Source organism: Pseudomonas sp. G.S.17 (assembly GCF_038096165.1).
Lineage (GTDB): Bacteria > Pseudomonadota > Gammaproteobacteria > Pseudomonadales > Pseudomonadaceae > Aquipseudomonas.
The window spans coordinates 2531684-2550748 of record NZ_CP151076.1 but is presented as its reverse complement, the minus strand read 5'-3'; the positions used below and the strand labels follow the sequence as shown (position 1 = coordinate 2550748).

The window sequence follows — 19065 nt, the reverse complement described above, 5'->3', positions numbered from 1 at the left end:
GGCGTGCCCTACATCCTGACGTTTGATAATGGGCAAGTGTTGCAAGGCAACCTGGATGAGAACGGCAAAGCTCTGCACAGTCCAGTTCCGGATAGTCCAGCACGCGTGCAGTATCAGCTCCCTGAGCCTGAACCGGAAGAGTCCTGGCCAACCTATGACTCACTGGCGCAAGAGCCTCCGGGAGAAGAAAAGTCCCCACCCCAAGAGTCAGGTCCTGGGGTATGGGTTACCAAGGAATACGACTATCTCGGTTTGGCAAACGTAGCAATCGGATTGCTTAACCGGGTTACGACTATGGGGGATCAAGGGCGAGTACTAGGTAGTGATGGCAAAGACCTAAAAAACACCATGAGAGATGTTATTCAGGAGTGGCAACCGCTTGCTAGCGGTACGCCGTCAGATTTGGTGCAGAAGTCTAAGCAGAACAAATACGGAGAGGTCAGGCGCAAGCGGCAGACTTATCAGGAGGGTAACGATAATTGGGCGGTTAGTGGCAGTTCCTGGCACTGGATGCCGGTCATTCCCAATAAAGAATTCGAGATGAAGGAGTAATCAGCATGAATAAGAGGCGTGTATTTCTGCTCTGGGGTTTCATGGATATTATGTACCTGCTGAGCTTTATTTATTGGGACTTTAGTCGAGGGCGCACGCCTATTTACGACGATTACATTTTGATGCAAGAAGTCGTCGTGCAGTATGGTAACAGCGCGCCAGCGTTTTTGTTTTGGTGCTCCGTGATATTGATTCTATCGATATGTTGTTCAGCAGCCATGTTTATCAAACAAGCCCCTGCTGCACGCATTGTTGCCTATTTGCAGAGCCCACTTCGCCTGTACCTAGTGTGCTGTCTCAAAAATAAAGCTCCTCATGCCTGTGAGGCCATTGCCTCACGGGCTCGCTGTATCTTGTTCAAAATATCTTCCCCCTTGGCGTTCCAGACATAGCGAGTCGGCTGCGCATTTCGCAGTGCTAGGAACGTGGTGATCGAGCTTTCCAGTTCGCGAACCGAGCTGAAACTGCCGTCACGCAGGTACACCGTGATATCGCGAAAGAAGCGCTCAACCATGTTCATCCACGAGCTGGAGGTCGGGGTGAAGTGCATGTGGAAGCGCTTGTGCTTCTCAAGCCATGCCTTCACTTTCGGGTGTTTATGCGTGGCGTAGTTGTCCACGATCAGATGCAATTGGAGCTGTTTGGGCGTTTCTCGATTGATCTTCTTGAGAAACTCCAGCCATTCCTGATGCCGGTGTTGGCGCTCTATGGAACTGATCAAGCGCCCCTGAAGATAATCCAGCGCAGTGAACAAGGTGACGGTGCCATGGCGGACATAATCGTGCGATTGCGTACGGATATGACCGATCCCCAAAGGCAGTCCAGGCTGGGTACGCTCCAGAGCCTGAACCTGGCTTTTTTCATCGCAACAAAGCACCAATGCCTTATCCGGCGGATCCAGATACAGCCCGATGACGTCCCAGAACTTCTCTTCGAAGTTTGGATCTTTGGACAGTTTGAAGGTACGTGTCAGGTGCGGTTTTATATCGTTGGCGGCCCATATGCGCTGGACGCTGGCCGGTGAAATGCCGGCGACTCGCGCCATGCTTCGACAGCTCCAGCGAGGCTGACCGATACGCGGCTGAGTGACCTGCTCAAGTGTTCGTTTCAACGCTTCGGCCGATAGGGATGGCTTGCGACCTCGTCCGGGCAGATCCACTAGGCCTTGTAGACGCAGCTCTTGAAAGCGCTTGCACCAGCGGGTGACTGAAACAACGGAGAGACCTGTCAACTGGGCAATCTCGTTACGAGAACAACCTCGAGCGGCTAGCAAAATCACCCGTGCCCGACGACCGTCGCGCTGACTGATCGTGGCTGATCTTATGCGCCGACTCAGTTCAATTTGTTCGTCTTCACTGAGCACGATGTCCTGAGAGTTCATGTGATCACTCCAAGCACTGACTGACCACAGAAGCATAGCTCAGGTTAGAAACTTATTTCAGAGACGGCACACTAGCGGTGCCTTCATTGGCGTTCATTCCATGGGTCAGCGGTTTTTTTAGCGTCAACCACGCGGTGGTAGCTTGGCTTTTATTATTAACGTCCGAGGGGTTGAAGATATGGAGCATTAAGCGGCGAGGCACGGATGACAAAATTGGCGCTTGAGTAAGGCGCTATAAAGATCCGGGATCCAGTCAATTTTTTTGGATGACATAGTAATCGATAGGGACAAGTAAAAATGACCAAGCAGCAAGTGTATTTCTTTTGGGGTGTTGTCGACCTGTTGTGCGTGTGGTGGTTTGTTTACTGGAATTTAAGTAATCCCACAACATTTCTTTATGGCGCATACATGATGATGATATATGCGTTTTCGCCGGCCAACTGGCTGGCTATTTTGGGTGGATTCATTGTCCCTGTACTTTTAAACCTCTCATTGGCGCTGAGTATGTTCATGTTTTTCAGCCATCACCGCTGGGCGCATATGGTTGCTTTTGTGCAAGCGCCATTTCGCCTGTATTTCTTTATTCCGTCGTTACCCTTTATGCCTTGGGTGAATAGTTTCTTTGGGCTGAAAAAAACAGCGTTGATATTTTTTATATTTCTTCTCGTTGAAGTTATCAAGCTGCTCAGCATTTCGAGGGTGAACGCAGTACCGGTTGGAGAGCCTGAGTAATCATGCGTTTTCTTGACGCGCAGTGGCCTCCGGTTACAGGGAACCGCACAACTTTCTTATTAAATACTGCGATGAAATGCCATGAATGAAGAACTGCAGAACGCACTGGCGTTCTATCAACCCGCGCCACCCGGTTGGTTTTCGGGTGCCCAAGCCAGGGTCGAGGCCAGTGGCGTCTGGCTTTGGGAAACGCTGCAAGGCGATTTCCATGAAGACCCCAGCACGGCGCAGGTCGTTACAGGAACGCTGATTTCCATGATCCCGCTGGTGGATCAACTCTGCGATATCCGCGACTTTATCGCCAACTGCCGCAAGATCGATGAGGACAGCAGCAATACGTGGGCCTGGGTGGCGATGGTGTTGACCTTGATCGGCGCTGTTCCGGTATTGGGCTCACTGGTTAAAGGTTGCTTCAAAGTAATGATCCAGGCCGCGCGGCGTCGTTTACACACGACGCTCAAAACAGAGCCGCGTGAGATTGATTTCGAGCAGGGGATGGCCCTGCTCAGGCGCTACCTGGACATGGCACCGGTGCGCGAAACACTGGCTCGTATGAAAGTTCACAACGTTTACCAATACCTCGCGCAAAGCATCGACCAGCTCAAGGCCCAATTGAGCGTGGAACTCCTGATGGACGGCTTTAATGCTCTGAGGAGCATCAGTCGTAAGTTGATAGACCGCGCCATTCTCTGGGGCCCGGCTGCCTTGAAAACGCCAGCGGAATTGCTATTGGCGACCATTGAGGGGGTATTCATCAAGGCCCCCACTGAACTGTATAAGGCCCTGCGTCATACCCAGGATTATCTGGACACCCTGGCCAACCGCCTGCGGGTGGAGGCTGACGGCGTCTATCGCGCACGGCCGGGGGACAATACCCATGTGCTGGGTCAGCGGCCGAATGCCGAGCTCGAGCTGCTTGAACGCAAAAAACCGGAGTGGGTGGACGATATTACGGACTCTAAGTTTAAGGCCTTGCAGGAGTTGCCGTCAGATGCGTTGACGAAGATTGCGGAAGGTTGGCCGGACATCATTAAAGGTAAGTTCGATACGTTCCACGGAACTGTAAACGCAGTGAGCGTCGCCCCAGGCAAGCGTCTATACCGGGTGGTGGAGCCCGGAGAAAAGTCCTACGACAACGGCTTCTTCTGGATGCGCGAGGACGAGTTCCAGGCACTCAACTCCAAAAGTGAGTGGCGGCGCAATTTTGCCGTCTGGAAGAGCTGGAATGAAAACGGCGAGTACCTGGTTTATACCGTGCCACCAGGCGATTCCCTCAAGGTTTGGGAAGGGGTCGCTGCCAGTCAGAAGCTCAAACCGGACGCCAGTTACACGCTGGAAGGGGGGCGCAAGCAAATCGTGTTGGACCCCAAGGACCTTAAGCCTGATTTTTCCAGCCCCCGACAAAAAACCGGCTGGGGCTACGACGACGGTACCGGCTTCGCCGACCTCGATCCTCCGGCACCCTTTTTGGGCCTGCCCGTCTTGACCAATAACTGGCGCATGCCTGATCTCAAAAAGGAACCTTGAAATGGCCGTTCTGCATCCCCTTGAATGCTACTTGCTGGAAACCTTCAGTTCACCCGAGCATTTCGCGGCCACCCGCGATGCAATCATTGAGTGGATCGATGCCCATGAGGCGGCCTTTGCTCGCGTGCAAAGCAACCTTGATCCGCACCATCGCAGTAAACCCCAATGGCAGCAAGGCGATGTGGTCTGGGGTAACCGGGTGCTGCCCGATATTCGTCCTGACCGGGATTTTTACATCAAAGCTTATATCCAGCGAGTCAACAACGATCCATTGGCATTCAAAGCTGGCTTTGCAATGAGATTCAATAACCGGGGCATGATGGAGTTCTGGGACGGCTGGATGACCGATGAGGAGCAACAGCGCATTCAGCTACTGCGAGAGCGGGCGACCAAGCTGGATCAACGACTTGGCTGGACTACTGGCGGAGAATGGGACGAAGGCGCCTTGACCTATAAGGGGCAGGGTGGGCTCTACGAAGTAAGTGAATTGCCCCGCCGCATCCCCCGCTATGAACTGGACCCTAATGTGCGCATCGAAAAAAACGAGCGAGCCACGCAGATAGGCATCTATCTACCGGATGTGGATTTCGCTCCAGCGCGCTTACTGTATCCCGACAAGTTTAAGGGGGGGAGCTCGGCAAGTCTGGGCATCCGGCGCACGGATTTTGTCTTTGAAGCTACTGGCAAACCCGCCTATGACTGGGTGGAAACCCAATGGACCGAAACCGGCTGGACACTGGTCCGTCGCGTGGAAGATGAATTCATTGACGTGCCCGAGCGCGGTTTCTTCCCCAAAGGTGAACCAGAAGAACTCTATACCTGGCCTCAGCGCGAAGCGCAGTTCATCAGCCGTGAGGAACGGCCACATATCACCGCGCGGTCGGGAGAGCTCGCAAGCCACAGCGGGAAATGGTCGGTCTTTACCCGCAAAGGCCTTGAGTACGTCGACCTGCAACAAGGCGAACACCTGCCCTTTAAGGATGACCAGCCGGTGACCTGGACGCTGATCCGGCGGGTCGACGGTGGTTCTTGCACGGAGTCTCGAAAATGAAAGGAATTATTCGTATAGGCGACACCACCACCGGTGGCGGTAAGGTGTTTTCGGGTTCCGAGGATATGGTATTTGACGGTATCGGTGCGGCCCGGTTGGGTGATCCGGTGCTGTGCCCTATTCCCGGCCACGGCCGCACAATTATCGCCGAGGGGAACCCGACCTATTGTGACAACGGTGTACCTGTGGCTTTTGATGGGCATTTGTGTGCCTGTGGCTGCGCATTGATTTCTTCCCTGTCTGCTGCCACGGCGAGGTGATTAATGCCAGTCAAACTGGACGAAGTCCCTGCTCCCCTGAGCCCCCCGGCGGCACCTCGTGCGTGGTTATGGCTTCTTTTACTGGTTGTGTTGCTGCTGGTGGGTCTGATGCTAACGCTGTTATTGGCGGGTGCCGATTTTGCTCTGCAGCCGGATCGTTTTTGGTTAAACGTTTTGGGCGCCCCTTTTCTGATCTGGTGTGCGCTGGGCCTTTTACGGGCGATGTTGTATGCCGGTGAGTCTGGCGTGGCTGAAAGCTGGAACGACGCCCGGGAAGAGGATCTAGCTCAGAAACTGCGTCGTGGGCGACGTTCGCAGCAGGTGTTAGCAGTAAGCCTGCATACCGCGTTACGTGAGCGCAGCATCGATAGCGGTGAAGCACAACTGCAAGCTTTGCTTCACGGTCAAAAGGCCCTGACTGTCCAGCCTGAGTGGCAGGCCAGTGAAAATGGCGCTCGTCATAGTCGACTGGTTTACGAACAGGGAGAGTCGCCCGAAGTGTTGCTGCGACGAGTGTTGCGGCAAGTGGTGGGCGATATTGCCAGAGTGCTTGAGATGCTCCCGGACGATCAACCGCTGGCGTTGCTGCTGGAGATGAGCAGCGGCATCCAGAAAAACACGTTGAGCGAGCTTTGGCATGACGTTTGGTCCGAATCGGGTATACGCCAGACGGCCACACCGGTCGAGGGCAGCGGATTATCGGTAGTGGATGACTGGCTCGACCAGCGTATCCACGATCAGGCGCTATTGCTGGTAGTAGCGTTTCAGCTCGCACCTGACCAAACCGGGGGTACGGCAGAAGCGGTCGTGGGCTTGCTGTTCGGTAACCGTTTGACGCAAACCGTGCTGGAGCCGCTGGCTTATCTGCATCGTCCCGAGCAGGAACGCGAGCCAGATGCCGAGGGGCTTCTTAAGGCCACGCGCCAAGCTCTCGAATGGGGGCCGGTGGAGGTTTCACTCATCCAGCACGTTTGGATCGCCGTAGCGGACTCGGCCCGGACAGCGGCTGTTAGCGGGGCACTTGACGGCGTGCAGATGCTGGCCGACCACCGACAAGGCTTGCACGACCTCAGTATGTTTTTGGGCGATCTAAATTGCGCTGCGGCATGGGTCGCAATCGCTGCTTCTGTGGAATCGATCCGCGCCGAAGCCACGGCCCAGTTCATTTTTTGTCGAGAGAGCACGGCTGACGCACGGCTGTGGTGCTCAGTGGTTGTGCCGCCATTGGCAGTTTAGGGAAATCTGATGAGTAGTCGACGTTCTATATGGTTTTGGATTCTTGTCGCTGTGGTGCTTTCAGTGGGAGCTCTCCTATGTTTCCTGGTCTGGCAGCGGCCAACGTTACTAAACATGCAGTTGGAAGAAGTTGGACTATCTTCCGTTTGGCTGACTACAGCCGGTCTGATACTGATGGTGCTGGTGATTGGTTTTAAGGTCATGGGGCGTAGGGCAGGCCCGTCGTTTTATCAGTCCCGCAGGAGTGACGACCTGATCCCTGCCGCTTCGGACAGCACGCAGAACAAGAGCTCGGAACGGCCAGATAAACTCCGCAATCGCCTCAAACAAAACCACGGCCTGCTCTGGCGCCGCAAAGTCCGCCTTTTAATCATCGTCGGCGAACCCGAGCAGATCGAAGCCATCGCTCCCGGCCTGGCCAAAGACCTTTGGCAGGAAGGCCAGGGCACGGTGTTGTTGTGGGGTGGCAGTCCGCAGGTTGAATTGCATGAGGCGTTCGTTGCGCGGTGGCGCGGTTTGACGCGTGGGCGGCCGCTGGATGGGGTGGTTTGGGCGTTGAGCAAGGCGCAGAGCGCCGATGCTGCGGCGATGAATACGGGGACGCGCAACCTGAAAAGTCTGGCGAGTGCCTTGTGTTGGCAGTTGCCGCTGCACCTGTGGCAGGTCTGCGCCAGTGAATGGTCGCAACTTGAACGCCCGACCGATTCGGTGGGTTGTCTGTTGCCGGCGCGCTTGACGGCGCCGCAGCTGGAAAGCTGCCTCGGCGAGTTGCCGCAGCCTTTGCGGCTGGCGGGCCTGGCGCAGATGGAAACCGCGCTTGAGCATGATTTCCTGTTTCGTTTGTCTCGCGACTTGCAAGCCGAGGGCATCGCCCGTTGGCGCCAGGCGCTCGCGCCGTTGCTCGGTGATTTCGCTCGGGGTTTGCCGCTGCGTGGTGTGTGGTTCAGCCTGCCAGTGTCGCGAGCTACAAGTGATTACCCCAACCTCTGGCTGCTGGATCCGGCGTGGCGTGGCGTAGTTGAAGACCGGGCCGTCAATGTGCGTCGCTTGGGCTGGCCCGCCACCCGCATCGGCTACGTATTGATGCTCAGCCTGGCACTGCTGTGGGGCGCGGGCATGCTGTTGTCGTTCGCCAGCAATCGGCAACAAATCGCCCAGTTGCACACCTCGCTCGCGACCCTGCAACAGCCCGGCAATGGTGATGCGCAGCTGCGAGCGCTGAACGACTGGGTGCGGGAAATGGCGCGGCTGGATTATCGCCTTGAACACGGCGCGGCCTGGTATCAGCGCTTTGGCCTGAACCAGAATCAGGCGCTGCTCGATGCCTTGTGGCCGCGTTATATCGAAGCCAACAATCGCCTGATGCGCGACCCGGCGGCGGCAAACCTGCAACGTCAGCTGCGGGCGTTGGTCAAGCTGGCGCCGGACAGTCCCGAGCGGGCCAAGCGTGCCAACGACGCGTACCAACAGCTCAAGGCGTACCTGATGATGGCGCGTCCGGAAAAAGCCGATGCAGCCTTTCTGGCCAAGGCTTTGGGCAATGCCGAACCTGAGCGTGAGGGTATTTCGCCGGGCTTGTGGCAAGGCTTGTCGCCCGGACTTTGGAAGTTTTACAGCGAGCACCTGGCCGCGCACCCGGACTGGCGCATTGAAGCCAATCCGACGCTGGTGGCCCAGGCGCGACAAGTGCTGCTGGGGCAGTTGGGCCAGCGCAATGCCGAAGCCAACCTGTACCAGAAAGTGCTCGACGCGGCGGCCAATCACTCTCCGGCATTGAGCCTGCACGACATGGTCGGCGACACCGATGCGCTGGCGCTGTTGTCCTCGGGCGCCGAGGTGCCCGGCGTGTTCACCCGTCAGGCCTGGGAAGGCCAGGTGCGCAAGGCGATTGATGACATTGCCGACGCACGCCGCGAGCAAATCGACTGGGTGCTCAGCGACAGCCAGACGGACATCGCCGCCGAACTGACCCCGGATGTGCTGCGCGAACGCCTCACCCAACGCTACTTTCAGGACTACAGCGGTGCGTGGCTGGCGTTTCTCAACAGCCTGCGCTGGAAGCAGGCCAAGAGCCTGGCCGAAGTGATCGACCAGTTGACGCTGATGAGCGACGTGCGCCAATCGCCGGTCATCGCGCTGATGAATACCCTGGCGTGGCAAGGACAGGCCGGCACGCGTGGGCAGGCGTTGGCTGACTCGTTGATTCAGTCGGCTCAGCAGTTGATCAAACAGGACGCGACCCCCGTCATCGACCAGCTAGGACTCGGCCCGCGCGGGCCGCTGGATGCAACCTTTGGTCCCTTGCTGGCCCTGCTCGGCAAAGGCCCGGAAAGTGCGGCCAGCGATGACAGCCTGAGCGTGCAGGCGTTTCTCACCCGCGTGACCCGCGTGCGCTTGAAGTTGCAGCAAATCAGCAACGCACCCGACCCGCTGGAAATGACCCAGGCTTTGGCGCAAACGGTGTTTCAGGGCAACAGCATCGACCTGACCGACACCCAATCCTATGGCCGTCTGATCGCCGCGAGTCTGGGCGCCGAATGGGCCGGAATTGGCCAGACCTTGTTTGTGCAGCCGCTGGATCAAGCCTGGCAAAAAGTCCTGCAACCCTCGGCGGCGAGCCTCAACAAACAGTGGCAGCGTGCGGTTGTCAGCGACTGGGACAGCGCCTTCACCGGCCGTTACCCCTTTGCGGCCACCGCCAGCGACATCTCGCTGCCCATGCTCGGGCAAATGATCCGCGCCGATTCCGGGCGCATCGAACAATTCTTGCAGCGCCAGCTCAGCGGCGTGCTGCGCAAGGAAGGCAGCCAGTGGGTGGCAGACACGCGCCATAGCCAGGGCTTGCGCCTGAATCCGCAATTTCTGACCGCCATCAACCAGCTCAGCCATCTGGCCGACGTGCTCTACACCGACGGCGGCATGGGCTTGAGTTTCGAGCTCAGTGGCAAAGCCGTGCGCAACGTGGTGCAAACCACCTTCACCCTCAACGGCGAAAAACACGAGTACTTCAATCAGCGGGAAAAATGGCAACGCTTCAACTGGCCGGGCCGCAGCGACCATCCGGGCGCCAGCCTAACGTGGACCAGCGTGCACACCGGCGAGCGCCTGTTCGGGGACTATCAAGGCACCTGGGGCCTGATCCGCCTGCTGGAGAACGCCAAAATGACCCTGCTGGACGACGGCGAAAGCCGCTACCGCATGGTCCTCACCGCCCCCGACGGCCTCGGTTTGACCTGGCATCTGCGCACCGAAATGGGCGCGGGGCCGATGGCGTTGCTCAAGTTGCGGGGGTTCAGGATGCCGAAGGAGATATTTCTCGTTAGGAGGAATTGAAAGGTCATTGCAAAAGAGCCTCTGAACACGGCGGGAGTCGAAACCGGGATCATCATCCGCGAGGCGTGCGGACGGGCGTCGTCAGCAATCGCTGCCTCGCGGCGCGGGCGAACATTAAATCCGGTGTTTTCGCGGAACAGTAATCCCCTACTCCCCCTGCCCAAACACCTGACTCGGCCTGCGCAACGACGGATCAAACGGGTTGATCCGTGCGCTGATCACGGCGGCTTCGCGCTTGAGCAATTCCACGACGGTCAGCAAACGATCCGGGCCGAGGCGGTCGCTGATGGTGGCAACGCTGAGGGCGGCCACCGAGCGGCCTTCGCGGTCGAAGATCGGCACCGCCAGGCCGGCCATACCCGGCAGTGCGCCGGTGTTACGGGCGGCGTAGCCGAGGCGGCGGACGTTTTCGACTTCCGAACGCAGGAAGACTTCGTCGTACAGGTGGAAATCCTTGAGGCGTGGCAGGTTGTAGCGGATCACGGTGTCGCGTTCTTCTTCCGGCAAATAGGCGAGGATTGCCAGGCTGCCCTGCCCCACGCCCAGTGCTACGCGGCCGCCGATATCGCCGGTGAAGGTGCGAATCGGATACGGGCCTTCGCTGCGGTCCAGGCAGATTGCATCGAAGCCACTGCGCGCCAGCAGGAACAGCGAATCGCCCAGGGAAGCCGACAGCCGCAACAGGCTGGGCCGGACCAGATCGCGCAAGTTGCCGGTGTTGCCCGCCTTGGCGGCCAACGCAAAAAACTCGATGCTCAGCCGATAGCGCTTGCTGCGCTGATCCTGCTCGACCATGCCTTCATCCATCAGGCTGCGTAACAGGCGATGGGTGGTGGGTTGCGACAGGCCAACCTGCTGGGCTAATTGGGTAACCCGTTCGCCACCCTCGGCGCAGTTGCCCAGGCAACGCAGCACGGCAAACAGCCGTGACACAGCGCCGACACCAACATCTTTCGTATTTTCGTTCCGCTCAGTGGAATTCATTTAAGTTAATTCCGATATTTAATTCGCCAACCGAATGAACATGAAAAAAGATGTCATTCAGTGAAATTGCCTCTTTCACCCATCCTAGTCTTCGTCCTACTCTCAGTCCACAGGGCGATTTGAACAAAACCTGGTAGCCGACCCAGATCGAGCACCAACGTCCACTGCAACCGAATGACTTCATTTCGCTTCTGCCCTTTTACCAACAGCGTGCCCCGGCGCGCGTGATAAACAAGGTGGAACGCAGCCATGGCTTTTCTGCAACTCGAAGGTCTTTCCAAGCGCTATGGCGCTATCGACGCCGTCGTCGCCACCAACCTCGTGGTGGAAAAAGGCGAATTCGTTTCCCTGCTCGGCCCTTCCGGCTGCGGCAAGACCACCACCCTGCAAATGATTGCCGGCTTCGTTGAAGTCAGTGACGGACGCATCGTGCTCGACGGTCGCGACATTACTCACGCCAAACCCAGCAGTCGTGGCCTGGGTGTGGTGTTCCAGAGTTATGCGCTGTTTCCGCACATGAGCGTTGCCGATAACGTCGCCTTTGGCCTGCGTATGCGCAAAGTGCCCGCCGCCGACATCCAGCGCCGCGTTGCAACAGTGCTGGAATTGGTGCGCCTGACCCAGCATGCCGCGCGTTACCCTCGGGAGTTGTCCGGCGGGCAGCGCCAGCGGGTCGCGCTGGCCCGAGCGCTGGTCATCGAGCCGCCGGTATTGCTGCTGGACGAGCCGCTGTCCAATCTGGACGCCAATCTGCGCGAAGAAATGCAATTCGAGATCCGCCGCATCCAGCGCGAAGTGGGCATCACCACCTTGATGGTGACCCACGATCAGGCCGAAGCCCTGTCGATCAGTGATCGCGTGGTGGTGATGCAGGCCGGGCGTATCACGCAGATCGATGAACCTTACAAACTCTACGAACACCCACGCACGCGCTTCATTTCCGGGTTTGTCGGCAAGGCCAACATGCTGCCCGGCGATCTGGATGCCGATGGCTGCGCGCAAGTGCGTCACGTAGCCGGTGACGGCGCGCTGACCTTGAGCCTGCGCCCGGAAAAAATCGATCTGGTGGCCGCTGGCAGCGGACGCCTGCAAGGCCGGGTCATCACCCGTTATTTTCTGGGCAGCCAGTGGCTGTATCGCATCGACACCGACATTGGTGAGCTGACCGTGGTACGCCGCAATGACGGCGCAGCCCCGATGGAAGAAGGCACGGCGGTCGGCATGGATTGGCAGGCGGGTTTGTTGCGCGTGCTGGACGCTGACGAGGTACACCCATGAGCCTGCTCACCGCCATGCGCCAGGGCGGGCGCGGTTATCTACTATCGGCACCCGCGCTGGCACTGTTCGTCGGCCTGTTGCTGTTGCCGCTGGCCTTGACCTTGATCCTCTCGTTCAACGTTTTCGACTATGAAGTGGGCGTCAAGAGCGGCTCTTACACGCTGGCCAACTACGTCAGCGTCCTCACTGACTCGTACTTCTACGAAATTTTCCTGCGCACCTTCTGGATCAGCGCGCTGGTGACGCTGCTTTGCGTGATTATCGGTGTTCCAGAGGCCTACATCCTGAGCCGCATGGGCACGCCGTGGCGCTCGATTTTCCTGATTCTGATCCTCACGCCGCTGTTGATCTCGGTGGTGGTGCGCGCCTTCGGCTGGAGTCTGCTGCTGGGTGCCGACGGCCTGATCAATCAAGGGATTCAAGCCTTGGGCGGTCGGCCGATCAAGATGCTCTACACGCCGTTCGCCGTGATCATCGCGCTGGTCCACGTGATGCTGCCGTTCATGATCATTCCGATCTGGACATCGTTGCAGAAGCTCGATCCGGCAGCGGAACAAGCAGCGCTTTCCCTTGGCGCATCGCAGGCCAAGGTAATGCGTCTGGTGGTGCTGCCACAGGTGATGCCGGGCGTATTGTCCGGCACGCTGATTGTGTTCGGGTTGTCCGCCAGTTCTTTCGCGATTCCCGGTCTGCTGGGCGGCAGACGCCTGAAGATGGTCGCGACCGTGGTCTACGACCAATACCTCTCGGAATTGAACTGGCCCATGGGCGCGACCATCGCCGTGGCGCTGTTGTTGGTGAACCTGCTGGTCATGCTGTCCTGGAACCGCATGGTCGAAGGCCGCTATAAGAAAACCCTGGGGGAATGACCCATGTCGAAAAACGGTCCTTTGGCCCTGTCGTTTCACGCCCTGGTGGTGCTGTTCATGCTGGCCCCGCTGGTGGTGGTCTGTCTGGTGGCGTTCACCCCGGAAAACACCTTGAGTCTGCCGACGTCGAGCTTCTCCCTGCGCTGGTTTCGCGCGGTGTTCGAGCGCGCCGACTTTATCGATTCGTTCTATAACAGCCTGATTCTGGCCTTCGTTGCGGCTTCCCTGGCGACGCTGATTGCGGTGCCCGCTGCATTGGCGATCACCCGCTATCAGTTTCCGGGGCGCAACTTTCTCAACGGCTTGTTCCTGTCGCCGATCATCATTCCGCACCTGGTGCTGGGTGTGGCGATGCTGCGTCTGTTCGCGCTGATGGGCGTCAACGGCAGCTTTGCCTGGCTGATGCTGGCGCACGTGGTGATCATCACGCCGTATGTGCTGCGTCTGGTGATCGCTGCGGCCATCGGCATTGATCGCAGCGCCGAGCAAGCAGCTGAGTCTCTGGGGGCGAGCCGTTTCACGCTGTTTCGGCAGATTACCTTGCCGATGATTCTGCCGGGTGTCGCCGGGGGTTGGCTGCTGGCGTTCATCAACAGCTTCGATGAAGTCACGTTGTCGATCTTCGTCACCTCGCCTTCCACGCAGACTTTGCCAGTGCGCATGTACGTGTACGCCACTGAATCCATCGATCCGATGATGGCCGCCGTTTCGGCGCTGGTCATCGCGTTGACTGCTGCGACCATGATCCTTCTCGACCGGGTATACGGCCTGGATCGGGTACTGGTCGGCAAACACTAACTGGCGGTCAGGAGCGCAACTCTTATGGCATTGCTCAAACGATTGGCCGAGCAGGATCGCCCGGCCCTGGCCTTCACCCTCGACGGCCAACCGGCCAGCGGCTTGCTGGGCGACACGTTGCTTACCGCCGTATTGACCAGCGCCGAGCATCTGCGCGGCAGCGATTTCAGTGCCGAGCCTCGCGCCGGGTTTTGCCTGATGGGCGCGTGTCAGGATTGCTGGGTGCAACTGGACGACGGTCGCCGGGTGCGCGCCTGCTCGACGTTGCTGGAAGCCGGGCTGAACGTGAGTCGCGAACCGGGGCGGCAGCTATGAGCCAGGTCCATTCGGCAGTCATCGTCGGTGCCGGTCCTGCCGGTATTCGCGCGGCGCAAACCTTGCTCGCCCATGGCGTAACCCCTTGTCTGGTAGACGAAGGCTTGCGCGGCGGCGGGCAGATTTATCGACGTCAACCGGAGAATTTTCGTCGCGAACCGAAAGCGCTGTATGGCTTTGAAGCCAGCAAGGCGGTTGCCGTGCATCAGACCATGGATCAGTTGGCGGCGGTGGTTGATTACCGTCCGCAAACCCTGGTCTGGAACGCCGAGGACAACCGCCTCGACACCCTGCAGAACCGCCACGCCGGGCAGATCGACTATCAGAACCTGATCGTCGCTACCGGCGCCACGGACCGGATTCTGCCGGTGCCGGGCTGGACGCTGCCGGGCGTGTACAGCCTGGGCGCGGCGCAAATTGCCTTGAAGTATCAAGGCTGCGCCATTGGCGAGCGCGTGGTGTTCGCCGGCAGCGGACCTTTGCTGTATCTGGTGGCTTATCAGTACGCCAAAGCCGGGGCCAAGGTGGTTGCGGTGCTCGACAGCGCGCCTTTTTCTGCCCAATGCCGCGCCCTTCCGGCCTTGCTTGGCCAACCGCTGACCCTCGCCAAAGGCCTGTATTACCGGGCCTGGCTCACCGCGCACGGCATTCCTGTGCATCAAGGCACAACGCTGCAGCGCATTGACGGCGAAAAACGCGTCAGCGCAGTGCAGTGGCAAGGCAACGCAGCGGTTAAACATCTCGAATGCGACGCCGTAGCCTTCGCTCATGCTCTGCGCAGCGAAACGCAACTGGCCGATCTGCTGGGTTGCGACTTCCACTGGAGCCCGCTGAATCGCGCCTGGCTGCCAAGCAGGGACAACGCCGGGCGCAGCAGCGTCAAAGGTGTGTATCTGGCGGGCGATGGCGCCGGAATCATGGGCGCCGACGCTGCGGAAATGGCCGGCGAACTGGCTGCCCTGACATTGCTGGCCGACAACGGCCACAGTGTTGATGCGGCACGCGTCGCTGAACTGCAAGTAAAACTGGCCGGCATCGAACGCTTTCGGCATGGCCTGGAAACTGCTTTCCCCTTCCCCGTCGACTGGGCCGCTAAAACCGCCGACGAAACCGTTGTCTGCCGTTGCGAAGAAGTCAGCGCCGGGGACATTCGCGCTGTCGTCGAAGAGGGTCATTGGGAGATGAATCGGGTCAAGGCCATGTGCCGGGTCGGCATGGGTCGCTGCCAGGGACGTATGTGTGGATTGGCCGCAGCGGAAATCGTCGCGCACAGCAGTGGCCGGGAATTGGCCAGCATCGGGCGTCTGCGCGGGCAGGCACCGATCAAACCCCTGCCGTTCGGTGTGGAGACTTCGCAATGAGCAACGTCATCGAAACCGACGCGCTGATTATCGGCGGCGGCATTGTCGGTGCTTCAGCAGCGCTGGCCCTGGCGCTGAAAGGCAAAAGCGTTGCCTTGTTGGAGCGGGACTTTTGCGGCTCGCATTCCAGTGGGGTGAATTACGGCGGCGTGCGGCGTCAGGGTCGACCCTTGTCGCAACTGCCGTTGTCGCAACGCGCCCACGCCATCTGGAGCGGGCTGCATGAGCTGATCGGCATCGACGGCGAATATCAACGTTCCGGCCACCTCAAACTGGCGCGGAGCGACACGGACATGGACGCGCTGCGCGCCTATGCCGAAGCAAGCCGGGGGTTTGGTCTGGAGCTGCAATTGCTTGATCGCCAACAGCTGCGCGCGCGTTTCCCGTGGGCTGGCGATGTAGCAGTCGGGGCGTCGTTGTGCGCTGACGACGGACACGCCAACCCGCGTCTGGTGTCGCCGGCATTTGCCCGGGCGGCCAAACGCGCCGGAGCGCAGATTCACGAACAGGCCAAGGTCGTCGACGTCAGCCATGATGGCCAGGCGTTTACCGTGCACACCGCGAATGGCCTGACGTTGCGCGCACCGTGGTTGCTCAACTGCGCCGGCGCCTGGGCCGGTTCGCTGGCGGCGCAATTTGGCGAACCGGTGCCGATGGTGTCCGGTCATCCGGCGATGCTGGTCACCGAACCGCTGCCGATGTTCATGGATATCAGCACCGGCGTCGAAGGCGGCGGGATCTACGCCCGCCAGGTCGCCCGGGGCAATTGCGTGCTGGGCGGCGGACAAGGGTTTGCCCTGGACCCGGCCCGGGCCAAATCGGGTCAGGCTGCGCTGTTGGAAATCCTGCGTAACGCCGTGGAGCTTTACCCACCGCTGGCCGGTGCGCAGGCCATCCGCACCTGGAGCGGCACCGAAGGTTACTTGCCGGATCGCGAACCCGTTCTCGGCCCGAGCATTGCCCAGCCAGGTTTGCTGCACGGTTTCGGCTTTGCCGGTTCCGGCTTTCAAATCGGTCCGGCGGCAGGCGAGGCACTGGCCGAATGGGTCTGCACCGGCCAGTCGACAATCGCCCTGGACGCGTTTTCCATTCAACGATTTCAACCACCTGTTTCAGTTGCTAAACAGCCCATCCCGACTAACGTCATCCCATTGCACAGAGGAAGGTCGCTTCTATGAAGAACGTCAAACGTTTCGCAATCTCCGGCTTGTCGTGCCTGCCGCTCGCGGCCTTGCTGGCCTCGGCCCCGGCCCACGCCGAACCGACGCTGTACCTTGGCATGAACGGCGGCACCATGGAGCGCCTTTACGCGGATCAGGTGCTGCCTGCGTTCGAGAAAGCCAACAAGGTCAAAGTGGTGATCGTGCCCGGCACCTCGTCGGACATCCTCGCCAAGGTCCAGGCCAGCAAGGATAACCCGCAGATGCACGTGATCTTCCTCGACGACGGGATCATGTACCGCGCCATTTCCATGGGCCTGTGCGACAAGCTGCAACCGAGCTCAGGGTTGGCTGATCTGCCCGCCAAAGCCAAGATCAAGGACGAAGCGGCAGCGGTCAGCCTTGGCGTAACCGGCCTGGCCTATAACACCAAGATGTTCAAAGAGAACGGCTGGAGCGCGCCGACTTCCTGGATGGACCTGGCGGACAAGCGCTACAAGGAAAAGGTCGTGTTCCAGTCACTGGCGTCGTCCACCTTCGGCCTGCATGGCTTCCTGATGTTCAACCGGATTCAGGGCGGCAGTGAAACCGACGTCGAACCCGGCTTCAAGGCCTGGCCGAAAACCGTTGGCCCTAACGTGCTGGAATACATCGCCAGCTCGGCGAAGATTTCCGAGATGGTGCAAACCGGCGAAGCCGCGCTGTTCCCGCTGACGCCTACTCAGGTGACGGCGCTGAAGATCAAAGGCGTGCCAGTGGAATACGCACCGCCCAAGGAAGGCGGCGTGGTGCTGAACGTGGCTGAATGCGCAATCGCCAAAAATGACCAGCCGGAACTCGCGCAAAAACTCGCAGCGTACCTGCTGACCCCGGAAGCACAGGCCCCGGCGCTGGAATTCGGCGACCAGATCCCGTCCAACCCGAAAACCCCAACCACCGACAAGACCCACGGCCAAGTCGCGGCGATGAACAAGTATCTGGAAACCGCCGTGACCATCGACTGGGATCAGGTCAACCAATTGCGCCCCGAGTGGAACGCACGCTGGAATCGTAGTGTGGAGCGGTAGTCACTGACCGATCCCTGTATAGAAGATCCGTAGGACTGGCTTTAGCCGGGAGAATGCCCTCCCGGCTAAAGCCAGTCCTACGGAATTGTTTCAACTCTACGGTCTCACGACAGTCACAACGATAACGCCCCCGGTCGGGGGCCATGTTGCGAGAGTCGGAGACGGATGAGTTTTATTGTTTGTATGGCCGTGTTGGGCACGCTGCTGATGCTACTGGCGCTCACCTCCTCCTTCCTGCGCTGGTTACCTGTCACGACGTCGGCGGTCTGCCTGGCGTTCGGTTTTGCCATCGGCCCGCTCGGCCTGAATATGCTCGATCTGGACTTTCGCCAGGCGTCCGGCTGGATGGAGAGCCTGACGGAAGCTGCCGTGCTGTTTTCCCTGTTCAGTACCGGAATCAAATTGCGGCTGCCATTGAGCGGCAAGGCCTGGCATTCGGCTTATTGGCTGGCGGGGCCGGTAATGCTGGCGACGATAGCCGGCACCAGTCTGGTCGCCCACTACCTCTTCGACCTTTCCTGGGGCATGTCATTGTTGCTGGGGGCGATGCTGTCCCCGACTGATCCGGTGCTGGCCGGTCTGGTGCAAGTCAACAACGCACAGGATCAGGACCGGGTGCGCTTCGGTCTTTCCGGCGTGGCCGGTCTCAACGACGGCACGGCCTTTCCCTTCGTTATTTTTGCCCTGCTGTTTATCAGCCATGGGGGGGTCGACATCGACTGGCTACAGCACTGGGCCGTGAAGGATCTCGTCTGGGCAGTACCGGCGGGCCTGTTGATCGGTTACGGGCTCGGCCGTGGCGTTGGGCATTTGATGATTTACCTGCGCATCAAGAATGCCGACAGCACTACTTCACCCAATGACTTCCTGGCGCTGGCATTGATTGCCATCTCTTATGTCGTCGCTGACACAGTGGGCGCGTTCGGCTTCCTTTCGGTATTCGCCGCCGGCCTGGGATTACGTCAGGCGGAAGCCCGCACCACCCAGTCTGAAGTACCTTCCGACTTTTGCACGGCATCAGCATCCAGCCATTACTTGAACGCTACGAACGCAGTTCGGCGGTTAACAGTCCGCACTGATTTTGTAATGGCTATCATTTAATCTATCCAATCGAATGTATTTTAGAACTTTTATGAACCATTTAGATAGAACACAGACCAA

At 59.0% G+C, this 19065-nt stretch carries 15 protein-coding genes and 1 pseudogene; 14 read left to right on the top strand and 2 right to left on the bottom strand.

The genetic code is table 11. The features are described from left to right. Positions 1-865 precede the first annotated feature (865 nt). Positions 866-1933, bottom strand: coding sequence for an IS630 family transposase (locus AABC73_RS11840; RefSeq protein ID WP_034136202.1), 1068 nt, complete (start codon positions 1931-1933; stop codon positions 866-868). A 297-nt stretch (positions 1934-2230) separates the two neighbouring features. Here AABC73_RS11840 and AABC73_RS11835 point away from each other — a divergent pair, with 297 nt between their 5' ends. The 6 genes from AABC73_RS11835 to AABC73_RS11810 all read left to right on the top strand — a co-directional run bounded on the left by AABC73_RS11835 (position 2231) and on the right by AABC73_RS11810 (position 10072). Further along, complete coding sequence (locus AABC73_RS11835; protein WP_341523736.1) at positions 2231-2665, top strand: hypothetical protein; 435 nt, start codon at positions 2231-2233, stop codon at positions 2663-2665. Between the two features lie 81 nt (positions 2666-2746). Beyond that, positions 2747-4192, top strand: coding sequence for a hypothetical protein (locus AABC73_RS11830; RefSeq protein WP_341523735.1), 1446 nt, complete (start codon positions 2747-2749; stop codon positions 4190-4192). Between the two features lies 1 nt (position 4193). After that, positions 4194-5243 carry a hypothetical protein gene (locus tag AABC73_RS11825; RefSeq protein WP_341523734.1) on the top strand — a complete coding sequence of 350 codons (1050 nt, stop codon included), beginning with the start codon at positions 4194-4196 and terminating at the stop codon, positions 5241-5243. Continuing rightward, positions 5240-5503, top strand: a complete 264-nt coding sequence (locus AABC73_RS11820) for a PAAR domain-containing protein (protein WP_341523733.1) — start codon at positions 5240-5242, stop codon at positions 5501-5503. Before AABC73_RS11825 ends, AABC73_RS11820 begins: the two co-directional genes overlap by 4 nt. 3 nt (positions 5504-5506) lie before the next feature. After that, the gene (locus tag AABC73_RS11815) at positions 5507-6739 is read left to right on the top strand and encodes a hypothetical protein (RefSeq protein ID WP_341523732.1); all 1233 of its coding nucleotides are present in this window, start codon (positions 5507-5509) and stop codon (positions 6737-6739) included. 9 nt (positions 6740-6748) lie between these two features. Continuing rightward, a complete protein-coding gene (locus AABC73_RS11810) occupies positions 6749-10072 on the top strand; it encodes an ImcF-related family protein (protein ID WP_341523731.1) in 3324 nt (1107 codons plus the stop codon). A gap of 147 nt (positions 10073-10219) precedes the next feature. Here AABC73_RS11810 and AABC73_RS11805 read toward each other — a convergent pair whose 3' ends face one another. Then, positions 10220-11056: an IclR family transcriptional regulator gene (locus AABC73_RS11805; RefSeq protein ID WP_341523730.1), complete on the bottom strand. Its 837-nt coding sequence runs from the start codon at positions 11054-11056 to the stop codon at positions 10220-10222. Positions 11057-11305: 249 nt separating this feature from the next. On the opposite strand from AABC73_RS11805, the gene AABC73_RS11800 reads away from it, so the two are divergent. The 8 genes and pseudogenes from AABC73_RS11800 to AABC73_RS11765 all read left to right on the top strand — a co-directional run. Further along, positions 11306-12334: an ABC transporter ATP-binding protein gene (locus tag AABC73_RS11800; protein WP_341523729.1), complete on the top strand. Its 1029-nt coding sequence runs from the start codon at positions 11306-11308 to the stop codon at positions 12332-12334. Next, positions 12331-13203: an ABC transporter permease gene (locus AABC73_RS11795; protein WP_341523728.1), complete on the top strand. Its 873-nt coding sequence runs from the start codon at positions 12331-12333 to the stop codon at positions 13201-13203. The genes AABC73_RS11800 and AABC73_RS11795 overlap by 4 nt, the downstream gene beginning before the upstream one ends. Before the next feature lie 3 nt (positions 13204-13206). Next, complete coding sequence (locus AABC73_RS11790; RefSeq protein ID WP_341523727.1) at positions 13207-14001, top strand: ABC transporter permease; 795 nt, start codon at positions 13207-13209, stop codon at positions 13999-14001. 24 nt (positions 14002-14025) lie between these two features. Beyond that, positions 14026-14316 (top strand): (2Fe-2S)-binding protein, encoded by a 291-nt coding sequence (locus tag AABC73_RS11785; protein ID WP_341523726.1) that lies wholly within the window; start codon positions 14026-14028, stop codon positions 14314-14316. Then, entirely contained in the window at positions 14313-15677 is a 1365-nt protein-coding gene (locus AABC73_RS11780; RefSeq protein WP_341523725.1) for an FAD/NAD(P)-binding oxidoreductase, read from the top strand. Before AABC73_RS11785 ends, AABC73_RS11780 begins: the two co-directional genes overlap by 4 nt. Beyond that, positions 15674-16855, top strand: a complete 1182-nt coding sequence (locus AABC73_RS11775) for an FAD-dependent oxidoreductase (protein WP_341523724.1) — start codon at positions 15674-15676, stop codon at positions 16853-16855. The genes AABC73_RS11780 and AABC73_RS11775 overlap by 4 nt, the downstream gene beginning before the upstream one ends. Further along, positions 16852-17904: an ABC transporter substrate-binding protein gene (locus tag AABC73_RS11770; RefSeq protein ID WP_341523723.1), complete on the top strand. Its 1053-nt coding sequence runs from the start codon at positions 16852-16854 to the stop codon at positions 17902-17904. The genes AABC73_RS11775 and AABC73_RS11770 overlap by 4 nt, the downstream gene beginning before the upstream one ends. A 165-nt stretch (positions 17905-18069) precedes the next feature. Beyond that, positions 18070-18909, top strand: a pseudogene (locus tag AABC73_RS11765) (cation:proton antiporter); the annotation flags it as partial. Positions 18910-19065: the final 156 nt, after the last annotated feature.